This window comes from Actinomadura chokoriensis, from assembly GCF_039529475.1.
GTDB classification, from domain to species: Bacteria; Actinomycetota; Actinomycetes; order Streptosporangiales; family Streptosporangiaceae; genus Spirillospora; species Spirillospora bangladeshensis.
On sequence record NZ_BAAAMW010000006.1, the window covers coordinates 153,793 to 166,778 of the forward strand.

The following is a 12,986-nucleotide window of genomic DNA, read 5'->3' on the forward strand; positions in this document are numbered from 1 at the left end:
TCCCTACGGCTCGCGCCGTGGGTGTTCCTGCTTCGCGGCCGACTGCGGAAGGGAGGACCCTTGCCGTCTGACATCAGCTCCACAGACATCACCGGAGGTGCTGCCTCCGGCTACGGCTCGACCAGCCGCAAGGATGTTCTTGGCCGCGTTGTGGTCCCGGTCGTGCCGGGTGCGGCAGCCCGGACACGTCCAGTGCCGGGTGGAAAGGCTCAGCTTCTCCAGCAGGTGCCCGCAGTTCGAGCAGGTCTTGGACGAGGGGTACCAGCGGTCGATGACGATCAGGGTGCGTCCGGCGCGTCCGGCCTTGTATGCCAACTGGCGGCGGAACTCGCCCCATCCGCAGTCGGAGATCGCCTTGGCCAGGCTGCGGTTGCGGATCATGTTGGCGACCGCGAGGTCTTCGATCACGATGACGTCCGCTTGGCGGACGAGGTTCGTGCTGGTGCGGTGCAAGAAGTCGACGCGGGCGTTGCGGACCTTGCGGTGGGATCGGGCGACCTTGTTCTTGGCCTTGCGCCGGTTGGCCGAGCCGGGTTGCCTGCGGGCCATGCGCCGCTGGTAGCGGGCCAGGTTCGCCGCCTTGCGCTCCAGGTGGCGGGGGTTGGCGATGCGGTCCCCGTCGGATGTCACCGCGAAGTCCTTCACGCCCAGGTCGAGGCCGATCTGGTGCCCGGCGGCCGGCAGGGGGTCGGGGGTGTCGGTGTCGACGGCGAAGGTGACATACCAACGGCTGTCGGGGCTCCGAGAGATCACGACCATGGTGGGGTTGAGCGTGGCCAGATCCACGTCCGCAAAGGACCACACGAACGCCAGCGGCGCAGTTGTCTTGGCCATCCGCAGTTCGCCGTTGTTCATCCGGAACGCGGAGCGGGTGTAGTGCGCGGACTGGCGGGAGTTGCGCGTTTTGAAGCGGGGGTAGCGGGCGCGTCCTGCGAAGAAGTTGGCGAAGGCGGTGTGCTGGTGGCGCAGCGCCTGCTGCAGCGGGACGCTGGACACCTCCGACAGGAACGCCGGGTCTTGGGTCTTCTTCCACGCGGTCAACGCGGCGTCGGTCTGCCTGTAGGAGGTGTTCTTGCCGTCGGTGTGGTAGGCGCGGTGCCGTTCGGCGAGGGTCTTGTTCCAGACCAGGCGGACGCAGCCGAACGTGCGGACGAAGGTGGCCGCCTGCTCGGGGTCGGGGTAGGCCCGGCACTTGTACGCCGTCCGCATGACCGCCAGTTCACATGCGCTCCGTGTTCGTGTGATGACTTTGAGATGTCAATGGGCATGGGCCGTCGCCTGTCCCGGCTGCGCCAGGCCGCGCCCGGCGGCGTCCGCGTTTCTCCCCGGTCTGAAGCTGAAGACCTGGGCATCCTTTGGAGGATCAGGTGAACCGGGGGGACCTTGAGGACATCCTGCCGCTGTCACCCTTGCAGCAGGGTTTCTTCTTCCACGCCCTCTTCGACGCGGGCGACGGCGACGTCTACACGGCCCAGGTCGTCCTCGACCTGGAGGGGCCCCTGGACGCGGGCGCGCTGCGCACCGCCGCCGGGACGCTGCTGCGGCGGCACGCGAACCTGCGCGCCGCGTTCTGGCACGAGGACCTGTCGCGTCCCGTCCAGGTGATCCCGCGCACGGTGGAGCTGCCGTGGGAGGAGGTCACCGCCACCGGGGCGGAGGCCGACGCGGTCGTCGCGCGGGAGCGGGCGCGCGGCTTCGACATGACGGCGCCGCCGCTGCTGCGGTTCGTCCTCGTCCGGATGGGCCCCGAGCGCTTCCGGCTGATCCTGACGAACCACCACATCCTGCTGGACGGCTGGTCCACGCCGATCCTCGTGACCGAGCTGTTCCTGCTCTACATGCAGGGCGGCCACGACGCGGGGATGCCGCGCGTCACCCCGTACAAGAACTACCTGGCCTGGCTGGCCGGGCAGGACCGCGCCGCCGCCGAGGAGGCGTGGCGCCGCGCCCTCGACGGCGTGGACGAGCCGAGCCTCGTCGCCCCCGAGGCCGCCGCCCGCGCCCCGGAGCCCCCGAAGCGGACCATCACCGAGCTGGACGAGAAGACCACCCGGCGCCTGTCGCGGGCCGCCCGCCGCCACGGCGTCACGCTGAGCACCGTGCTGCAGAGCGCGTGGGGCCTCGTCCTCGGCCGGCTTCTCGGCACGAACGACGTGGTGTTCGGCTCGACCGTGTCCGGCCGGCCGCCCGAACTGCCCGGCATCGAGCAGATGATCGGGCTGTTCATCAACACGCTGCCGATCCGCGTCCGCCACCGGCCGGACGAGTCGCTCGGGTCCCTGCTGGAGCGCGTCCAGGAGGAGCAGACCGAACTCCTCGCCCACCACCACCTGGGCCTCACCGACATCCAGCGCGCGGCGGGCCGCACCGGCGCCCTGTTCGACACGATGACGGTGCTGGAGAACTACCCGTTCGACCCGGACTCGATGGACGGCTCGCTCAACGGCGTCCGCATCACCGGGGCCGACTCCTACGACGCGACCCACTTCCCCCTGTCGTTCGTCGCCCTGCCCGGCGAGCGGCTGTCGCTGCGCCTGCACTACCGGCCCGACGTCTACGAGCACGCGGTCGTCGAAGCGCTGCTCGCCCGCGTCCGCCGCTTCCTGGAGGCCATCGCCGAGGACTCCGGCCGCCTGATCGGCGCGGTCGACCTCGCCGGCGACGCCGGCCGGGCGGCGCTGGCCGCCTGGAACGACACCGCCGGCGAGATCCCGGCCGGCACCCTCCCGGCCCTCTTCGAGTCCCAGGCCGTCCGGACCCCGTCCGACACGGCCCTCGTCTGCGGCGACGCCCGGCTGACCTACGCGGAGCTGAACGAGCGCGCCAACCGCCTCGCCCACGAGCTGATCGCCCGGGGGATCGGGCCCGAGGACCGGGTGGCCCTCGTCCTGCCGCGCACGCCCGAGATCGTCGTCGCGATCCTCGGCGTCCTCAAGGCGGGCGCCGCCTACGTTCCGATCGACCCCGAGTACCCGGCCGACCGCATCGCCTACATGCTGGCGGACGCCCGCCCGGCCCTCACGATCACCGCCGACGACTTCCCCGACACCACCGGAAGGCCGGCGCACGACCCGGCGCGGACGCTGCGGGCGGAGAACGCGGCGTACGTCATCTACACGTCGGGTTCGACGGGTCGCCCCAAGGGCGTGACCGTCCCGCATGTGGGAGTGCTCAACTACTTCGAGGCGCACCGGGACGCGTTCATCGACCCGGCGATCGAAGCCGCAGGCGGTCGGCGGATGCGGTTCGCGCACCTGGCGTCGTTCTCGTTCGACACGTCGTGGATGGGCCTGCTGTGGATGATGTACGGCCACGAGCTGCACCTCATCGACGACGCCGTGCGCCGCGACGTCGAGGCGTACACCGCGTACGTGGCGCGCGAGCGGATCGACCTGGTGAACACGACCCCGTCGCACTTCGCCTCGCTCCGCGAAGCGGGCCTGCTGGACGACGACGGGCGGCACCGGCCCGCGCAGCTGCTCCTCGGCGGCGAGGCCATCGGCGAGAGCATGTGGGCCGAACTCCGCGCGACCCCCGGACTCACCGCGCGCAACTTCTACGGGCCCACCGAATCGACGATCGACACCATGAACCAGGTGGTGGCGCTCAGCGAGCACCCGTCGGTCGGCGCGCCCTACCGCAACACCCGCTCGTACGTGCTCGACGCCGCGCTCCAGCCGGTGCCGGCCGGCGTCCCCGGTGAGCTGTACCTGGCGGGCGTACAGCTCGCGCGCGGCTACCTCGGCCGGCCCGGCCTGTCCGCCGAGCGGTTCGTCGCCGACCCGTTCGGTGCGCCCGGCGACCGCATGTACCGCACCGGCGACCTGGCCCGGTGGCGCCCGGACGGCACGATCGAGTACCTCGGCCGCGCCGATGACCAGGTGAAGATCCGGGGCTTCCGGGTGGAGCCGGGCGAGATCGAGAACGTCCTCGCCGGCTGCCCCGGCGTCGCGCAGGCCGCCGTGGTCGTCCGCGAGGACCGGCCCGGCGACAAGCGCCTCGCCGCCTACCTGGTCGGCCCGGACGCCGACGCCGCCGCCGTCCGCCGGTACGCGGCCGAGCGGTTGCCCGACTACATGGTCCCGTCGCTCACCGTCCTGGACGCGCTGCCGCTCACCGTGAACGGCAAGCTCGACCGGGCCGCGCTGCCCGCGCCCGACGCCGGCGCCGCCGCGGGCCGCGCGCCGCGCACCCCGCAGGAGGAGATCCTGTGCGGGCTGTTCGCGGAGATCCTCGGCGTGCCGAGGGTGGGCGTCGACGACGGGTTCTTCGACCTCGGCGGCGACTCGCTCACCGCGACGCGGCTCGTCGGCAGGGTCCGGTCCGCGCTCGGCGCGGAGCTGCCCGTCCGGGCGCTGTTCGAGGCGCCGACCGTCGCGGGCCTCGCCGAACGGCTCGCCGACGCGGCCGGTGACGTGCGCCCGCCGCTCGTGCGGGCCGAGCGCCCCGGCGTCGTGCCGCTGTCGTACGCGCAGCAGCGGCTCTGGTTCCTCAACCGGTTCGAGGGCGCGTCCGCGACGTTCAACCTGCCGATCGCGCTGCGCCTCAACGGCGTGCTCGACCTGGACGCGCTGCGGGAGGCGCTCGCCGACGTGGTGGCGCGGCACGAGTCGCTCCGCACGATCTTCCCGGACGGGTCCGGCACCGCCCGCCAGCTCGTCCTCGAACCGGCCGCCGCCCGGCCCCGGCTCGACGTCACCGAGACCGGCGAACCGGGCCTGCCGATGGCGCTGGCCGCGGAGGCCGGGCGCGGCTTCGACCTGTCGGTCGAGCCGCCGCTGCGCGCCCGCCTGTTCGCGCTCGGCGGCGACGCCCACGTCCTGATGCTGGTCCTGCACCACATCGCGGCGGACGGCTGGTCGATGGCGCCGCTGGCCCGCGACGTGATCCTCGCCTACGCCTCCCGCGCGGAGGGACGCGCGCCGCAGTGGGCGCCGCTGCCCGTCCAGTACGCCGACTACACGCTCTGGCAGCGCGAGCTGTTCGGCTCCGAGGACGACCCCGGCAGCCTGATCTCGTGGCAGATCGCCTACTGGCGGGACGCCCTCGCCGGCCTGCCCGAGGAACTGCGGCTGCCCGCCGACCGGCCGCGCCCGGCGGAGGCGTCCTACCGGGGCGGAACGCACGCGTTCCAGCTGGACGCCGACCTGCACGCCGGGCTGCTCGCGCTCGCCCGCGAGAGCGGCGCCAGCCTGTTCATGGTCATGCAGGCCGCCTACGCCGCGCTGCTCACCCGGCTCGGCGCCGGAACCGACGTGCCGATCGGCTCGCCGATCGCGGGCCGGACGGACGAGGCCCTGGACGACCTCGTCGGCATGTTCGTGAACATGCTCGTCCTGCGCACCGACACCTCCGGGGACCCGTCGTTCCGGGAGCTGATCGCGCGGGTGAAGGAGACCGACCTCGCCGCCTACGCGCACCAGGACCTGCCGTTCGAGCGGCTCGTCGAAGTGCTCAACCCGGCGCGGTCGATGGCCCGGCACCCGCTGTTCCAGGTCGCCCTGTCGTTCCAGAACAACCCGGAGGCCCGGCTCGAACTGGACGGCCTCACCGGCGGCGCCGAACCCCTGACGGCCGGCACCGCCAAGTACGACCTCTCGCTCTACCTGGAGGAACGGCACGGCGTCGGCGGTGCGCCCGGCGGCATCGAGGCCGGACTCGAATACGCCCTCGACCTGTTCGACCCCGGCACCGCCGTGACGATCGCCGACCGCTTCGAGCGCCTCGTCCGGGAACTGGTCGCCGCCCCCGACGCGCCCATCACCACCGCCGAGATCCTCGACCGGAGCGAGCGCCGCACGCTGCTGCGCCGCTGGGCGGGCGGCAAGAACTCCGGCGACGTCGAGCGGACGACGATTCCGGCGCTGTTCGAGGCGCAGGTCGCGGTGCGTCCGGAGGCGCTCGCGGTGACGTTCGAGGGTGTGTCGTGGACGTATGGCGAGGTGAACGCGAGGGCGAATCGTCTGGCGCATCGGCTCGTTGAGCAGGGTGTCGGGCCTGAGCAGTTCGTGGCGTTGGCTCTGCCGCGTTCGGCCGACCTTGTCGTGGCGATCCTCGCGGTGTTGAAGACCGGTGCCGCGTATGTGCCGATCGATCCGGATTATCCGAAAGACCGTATCGCGTACATGGTCGAGGACGCCAAGCCCGTCCTCACGCTGGGCCCGGACGATCTCGATGCCACCGGCATGCCCGACACCAATCCCGGCGTCGCTGTCTCACCGGACCATCCCGCGTACGTCATCTACACGTCGGGTTCGACGGGTCGTCCTAAGGGCGTGGTGATCCCGCACCAGAACGTGGTGCGTCTGCTGCACTCGACCGAGGAATGGTTCGAGTTCGGCCCGGACGATGTCTGGACGCTCTTCCACTCCTACGCGTTCGACTTCTCCGTCTGGGAGCTGTGGGGTCCGCTGCTGTACGGCGGCCGACTGGTGGTCGTCCCGTATCTGACGTCGCGGTCGCCGGAGGACTTCCTCAAGCTGCTGGACGCCGAGAAGGTCACCGTCCTCAACCAGACCCCGTCGGCGTTCTACCAGCTCATGGCCGCCGACAAGGCCAACCCGGGTGCCGATCTGGCGCTGCGCTACATCGTCTTCGGCGGCGAAGCCCTCGATCTGGGCCGTCTCGAAGACTGGTACTCCCGGCACCCGGAGAACGCCCCGACGCTCGTCAACATGTACGGCATCACCGAGACGACCGTCCATGTCTCGTACATCGCGCTCGACCAGGTCCACGCCGCGACGGCGCCCGGCAGCATCATCGGTGTCGGCATCCCCGACCTGCGCGTCTACGTCCTGGACGACCGCCTCCAGCCCGTCCCGGCCGGTGTGCCCGGCGAACTGTACGTCTCCGGCGCGGGCCTGGCGCGCGGCTACCTGAACCGCCCGGCCCTGTCTGCCGAGCGGTTCGTCGCCGACCCGCACGGCAAGCCCGGCACCCGCATGTACCGAACCGGCGACCTCGGCCGCTGGCGCCGCGACGGCACCCTCGAATACCTGGGACGCGCCGACCAGCAGGTCCAGTTGCGCGGCTTCCGGATCGAGCTCGGCGAGATCCAGGCCGTCCTGACCAGGCACGACGCGGTCGAGGACGCCGCCGTGATCGTCCGCGACGACCGCTTGGTCGCCTACGTGGTCGCGTCCGGCGTCGACTCCGCCGAGCTGCGCCGGTTCGCTGGCAAGGACCTGCCCGACTACATGGTCCCGGCCGCCGTTGTCGAACTCGATGCGCTGCCGCTGACGGCCAACGGCAAGCTGGACCGCAAGGCGCTGCCCGCCCCCGACTATGCCGCCAAGGTGTCGTCCCGTACGCCGCGCACCGCCGAGGAGGAGACCCTCGCCCGGCTGTTCGCCGAGGTGCTGGGCCTGGAGCGGGTGGGGATCGACGACGGGTTCTTCGACCTCGGCGGTGACTCGATCATCGCGATCCAGCTGGTGTCCCGCGCCCGCCAGTCGGGCCTGGTCATCACCCCCCGCGACGTGTTCCAGCACCAGACCGTCGAGGAGCTGGCGGCCACGGCGCGGCCCGTCGGCGAAGGGGAGCGCGCCGAGGCGGAGCCGCCCGGCGCGGGCATCGGCCGCGTGCCGGCCACCCCGATCATGCGCTGGTTCCAGGACCTGAACGGCCCCGTCGACGGCTACAGCCAGCGGATGCTCCTCCAGGTCCCGCCGGACCTCGGCGCCGACGCACTGACCAGGGCGCTCCAGACCGTCCTCGACCACCACGACATGCTCCGCCTCCGCGTGCACGGCGAGGAGTTCGAGGTCGCCGAGCCCGGTACGGTCGACGCCGCGCCGCTCGTCCGCCGCGTGGACGTGGCCGGCCTCGACACCGGAGCGCTCCGGGCCGTCCTCGCCGAGGAGGCCGAGGCCGCCCGCCGCGGGCTCGACCCGGCCGCCGGGACGATGGCGCGGCTCGTCTGGTTCGACGCCGGACCCGAGGCATCCGGCCGCCTCCTGCTCACCCTCCACCACCTCGTGGTGGACGGCGTGTCCTGGCGGATCATCCTGCCCGACCTCGTCACCGCCTGGTCCGGGGGAGACCTCGACCCCGTCCCGACCTCGTTCCGCCGCTGGGCGCAGCGCCTCACCGCCGAGGCGTCCGACCCCGCCCGCACCGCCGAGCTGCCGCTGTGGCGGGACGTCCTCGCCACCCCCGACCCCGTCCTCGGCGCCCGCCCGCTCGACCCGGCCGCCGACACGTTCGGGACCGCGCGGCACCTCACCCTCGACCTGCCCGCCGACGTGACCGAGCCGCTCCTCACCGAGGTCCCGGCGGCGTTCCACGGCCGGGCGAACGACGTCCTGCTCACCGGGCTCGCCCTCGCCGTCGCCGAATGGCGGCGCGACCGCGGCACGTCCGACGAGACGGCCGTCCTCATCGACCTGGAGGGGCACGGCCGCGAGGAGATCGTCCCCGGCGTCGACCTGTCCCGCACCGCCGGCTGGTTCACCTCCATCTACCCGGTCCGGCTGGACGCGGGCCGCCTCGACCCCGCCGACGTCCGCGACGGCGGACCGGCCATGGGCACCGCGCTGAAGCGGGTCAAGGAGCAGCTCCGCGAGATCCCCGACAACGGCATCGGGTACGGGCTGCTCCGCCACCTCAACGCCGAGGCCGGCACGGGCCTCGCCGCGCAGCCGCAGATCGCGTTCAACTACCTCGGCCGCTCCGCCGCGCCCGAGGCCACCGACTGGGGACCGGCCGACCTGGCCGACAGCGACGCCCTCGGCGGCGGGCAGGACGCCGCGCTCGGCCTCGTCCACGCCATCGAGGTCAACGCGCACACCCGCGACCTGCCGGGCGGGCCGGAGCTGTCCGCGACCTGGACGTGGGCCGGGGACCTGTTCGACGCGGCCGCGATCGAGGACCTCGCCGGCCGCTGGTACGCGGCGCTGCGCGGACTCGTCGCGCACGTCGTCGACGGCGCCGGAGACGGGCCCGTCGGCGGGTTCACCCCGTCCGACCTGTCCCTCGTGGACGTCAGCCAGGACGAGATCGACGAGCTCGCCGCCGAGCTCGACGGTGAAGGGGAGCTGGATTGAGCAAGTCGCAGCTAGAGGACATCCTCCCGCTGTCCCCGTTGCAGCAGGGCCTGTTCTTCCACGCCCTCTACGACTCCGGCCACGACGTCTACACTGCGCAGATCGTGCTCGACATGCGCGGCCCCCTCGACGTCGACGCGCTGAAGGCCGCCGCCGCGACCCTGCTGCGCCGGCACGCCAACCTGCGGGCCGGGTTCCGGCAGCGCAAGGAGGGCTCGCCGGTCCAGGTCGTGCACCGCACCGTGCGGCTGCCGTGGCAGGACGAGGACCTGTCCGCGCTCCCCGAACCCGAGCGCGACGCGAAGGCCCGCGACCTCGCCGGCGCGGAACGCGCCCGGCCGTTCGACATGGCCAAGCCGCCGCTGCTGCGGTTCATGCTCATCAAGCTGGCGGACGACCTGCACCGCATGGTGTTCACCAACCACCACATCCTGCTGGACGGCTGGTCCACGCCCGTCCTGCAGACCGAGCTGTTCGCGCTCTACCTCGCCAAGGGCGACGACACCGGCATGCCGCGCGTCACCCCCTACAAGAACTACCTGGCCTGGCTCGCCGCCCAGGACCGCCCCGCCGCCGAGGACGCGTGGCGCCGCTCCCTCGACGGCGTCGACGAACCCACCCTCGTGGCCCCCGGCGCGCCCGAGCCCGGCACCGACGCGCCCGGCCGCGTCCGGACGACGCTCACCGAGGAGCTCACCACCGCGCTCAGCGCGCGCGCCCGCGCCCAGGGTGTCACCCTCAACACCGTCCTGCAGCTCGCGTGGGGGACGCTGGTCGGCGGCCTCACCGGCTCCACCGACGTCGTGTTCGGCGCCGCCGTGTCCGGCCGCCCGCCCGAACTGCCCGGCGTCGAGCAGATGATCGGGCTGTTCATCAACACGCTGCCGATCCGGGTCCGGGTCCGGCCCGCCGACACCGTCGCCGAGGCCCTCACCCGCCTGCAGGACGAGCAGGCCGCGCTCATGCCGCACCACCACCTCGGTCTCGCCGACATCCAGCGGCTCACCGGGGCCGGGACGCTGTTCGACACGATGACCGTCCTGGAGAACTACCCGTTCGACCCGGACGCCGCCGGCGCCGACCTCGGCGGCCTCACCCTCCGCGACGTGGACGGCTACGACGCCACCCACTACCCGCTGACGTTCGCCGCCGTCCCCGGCCGCGGCCTGTCCCTGCGCATCGACCACCGCCCCGACCTGTTCGGCGGCGCCGACGCCGAGCGGCTGATGCGGCGCCTCCTGCGCATCCTCGACGCCGTCGCGCACCGGCCCGACCTGCCGCTCGGCCGCGTCTCCGTGCTGGACGACGAGGAGCGCGCCGACGTCCTGGAGAACTGGCAGGGCGCCGCGACCGGCCGCACGCCCGGCACCCTCACCGGCCGCTTCGCCGAGCAGGCCGCGAAGACCCCGGAGGCCGCCGCCGTCCGCGCCGCCGGCGCGTCCCTCACCTACGCCGAGCTGGACGCCCGCGCGAACCGGCTCGCCAACCGGCTGATCGGGCTGGGCGTCCGCCGGGAGTCCCGCGTCGCCGTCCTGCTCGAACGGTCCGCGGACGTGGCCGTCGCGTCCCTGGCGGTCCTCAAGGCGGGCGGCGCCTACGCGCCCGTCCACCAGAGCTACCCGCCGGAACGGGTCGCCTGGGCGATCGAGGAGGTCGGCGCGCCCGTCCTGCTCGTCGACGGGCCGATGCGCGACCGGGCCGCCGCCCTCGGCACCGCCGCCCGGATCGTCGCCATGGACGACCCCGAGACCGCCGCCGCGCCGGCCGCCGACCCGGGCGTGCCGTGCCACCCGGACCAGGCCGCCTGCGTGTTCTTCACCTCCGGCTCGACCGGCCAGCCGAAGGGCGTCGTGATCACGCACCGCGACGCCGTCGGCCTCGCCACCGACGGACGGCTCCGCGGCGGCGCGCACGAGCGGGTCCTCGTCCACTCCTCGCACGCGTTCGACGCCTCCACCTACGAGCTGTGGACGCCGCTGCTGCAGGGCGGCACCGCCGTCTTCGCGCCCCCCGGCCACCTGGACGGCGCCGCGCTCGAGGAGATCATCGCCGCCGAGGACCTCACCGCCGCCTTCCTCACCACCACCCTGTTCAACCTCGTCGCCGACGAGCGGCCGCACGCCTTCGCCCGGCTCCGCGAGGTCCTGACCGGCGGGGAGGCGGGGTCGCCCGCCGCGATGCGCAAGGTCCTCGACGCCTGCCCGGACACCGAGGTCGTCCACATGTACGGGCCGACCGAGGCGACCACGTACGCGACGGCCGCGCCGCAGCGCGCGCCCCTCGCCGACCCGGCGGAGCGGACGCCCGTGCTCGGCCGGCCCTACGACGACATGCGCGTGTACGTGCTGGACCGGGCGCTGCGCCCCGTCCCGCCCGGCGTCGTCGGCGAGGCGTACCTCGCCGGGTCCGGCATCGCCCGCGGCTACCTGCGGCGGGCCGCGCTCACCGCCGAGCGGTTCGTCGCCGACCCGTTCGGCGCGCCCGGCGACCGCATGTACCGGACCGGCGACCTCATGCGGTGGCGGCCCGGCGGCGACCTGGAGTACGTCGACCGGGCCGACTTCCAGGTCAAGATCCGCGGGTTCCGGATCGAGTTGGGCGAGGTCGAGGCGGTCATCGCCGGCCACCCCGGCGTCTCCAACGTCGCCGTCATCGCCCGCGAGGAGGCACCCGGCGCCAAGGCCCTCGTCGCCTACGTCATCGCGCCCGCCCTCTCTACCAGGGGGGACGACCTCCCTGGCCCCCCCGGCGAAGAGCGCACGTTGGACGGCCTCCGCGAGTACGTCCGCGAGCGGCTGCCGGAGTACATGGTGCCCGCCGCGTTCGTCCGGATGGACACCTTCCCCGTCGGCCCGACCGGCAAGCTCGACCGGCGGGCGCTGCCCGCCCCCGACTACTCCGGCGCCGCCGGCGGCCGCGACCCGCGCACCCCCGAGGAGGAGCGGCTGTGCGGGGTCGTCGCCGACGTCCTCGGCCTCGACCGGGTCGGCGCGGACGTCAGCTTCTTCGACCTCGGCGGCGACAGCATCGCCGCGCTGAGGCTCGTCACCCGCGCGCGGCAGGCCGGCGTCGAGCTGACGCCCCGCGACGTGTTCACCCACCAGACCGTCGAGGCGCTCGCCAGGGTCGGCGACCCCGGGGACCGGATCGGCTTCGAGGTGCTCCTCCCCATCCGGACGGGCGGGTCCCGCCCGCCGGTGTTCTTCGTCCACCCGGCCGGCGGCCTCGCCTGGCCCTATCTCCAGTTCCAGCGCCACCTCGGCCCCGACCAGCCGGTCTACGGGCTGCAGGCGCGCGCCTTCACCCGGTCCGAGCTGCCGGAGTCGGTCGAGGAGATGGCCGCGGACTACCTGGAGCAGATCCGGGCCGTCCGGCCGTCCGGGCCCTACCACCTGGCCGGCTGGTCCCTCGGCGGGCTCGTCGCCTACGAGATGGCCGTCCGGCTCCAGGCCGCCGGCGAGCGCGTCGGGCTGCTCGCGCTCATCGACTCCTACCGCGGCCAGGACCTCGCCGGGGACGAGCGGGAGATCCTGCACGAGCTGCTCCAGGGCATCGGCGTCGACGCCGCGGCGATCGCCCCCGACGGCAACCCCGACATGGCGCAGATCATGGGGATCCTCGCCGACCGCGACGACGCCCTCGCCACCCTCGCCGAGGACGACCTCGTCAACGTCTACCGCAACTACGAGAACGGGCTCCGGCAGGCCGAGGAGTACCGGCCGGGGCGGTTCCGCGGCGACATGGTGTTCTTCACCGCGCTCCAGGGCCGCACCGAGGACTCGCCCACCGCGCGCGCCAACTGGGGCCCGCTCGTCGACGGGGAGATCGAGGACTACCCGATCGACGCCGAGCACCACCTGCTCCTGGACCCGGGCCCGGCCGCCGAGATGGGCGCCGTGCTGGCCGCCAAACTGGACAAGCTCCACAGCTCACACTGAAAGG

General features: G+C 73.3%; 3 protein-coding genes. 2 read left to right on the forward strand and 1 reads right to left on the reverse strand.

Annotation, left to right across the window (positions count from 1 at the left end):
* Nucleotides 1-3: 3 nt before the first annotated feature.
* On the reverse strand, nucleotides 4-1,209 hold the full coding sequence (locus ABFX46_RS15920) for an RNA-guided endonuclease InsQ/TnpB family protein (protein WP_346042911.1): 1,206 nt from the start codon (nucleotides 1,207-1,209) through the stop codon (nucleotides 4-6).
* A gap of 158 nt (nucleotides 1,210-1,367) precedes the next feature.
* On the opposite strand from ABFX46_RS15920, the gene ABFX46_RS15925 reads away from it, so the two are divergent.
* Both ABFX46_RS15925 and ABFX46_RS15930 read left to right on the forward strand, forming a co-directional pair.
* Nucleotides 1,368-9,044, forward strand: a complete 7,677-nt coding sequence (locus tag ABFX46_RS15925; protein ID WP_346042912.1) for an amino acid adenylation domain-containing protein — start codon at nucleotides 1,368-1,370, stop codon at nucleotides 9,042-9,044.
* Nucleotides 9,041-12,982, forward strand: a complete 3,942-nt coding sequence (locus tag ABFX46_RS15930; RefSeq protein WP_346042913.1) for an amino acid adenylation domain-containing protein — start codon at nucleotides 9,041-9,043, stop codon at nucleotides 12,980-12,982. Before ABFX46_RS15925 ends, ABFX46_RS15930 begins: the two co-directional genes overlap by 4 nt.
* Nucleotides 12,983-12,986: the final 4 nt, after the last annotated feature.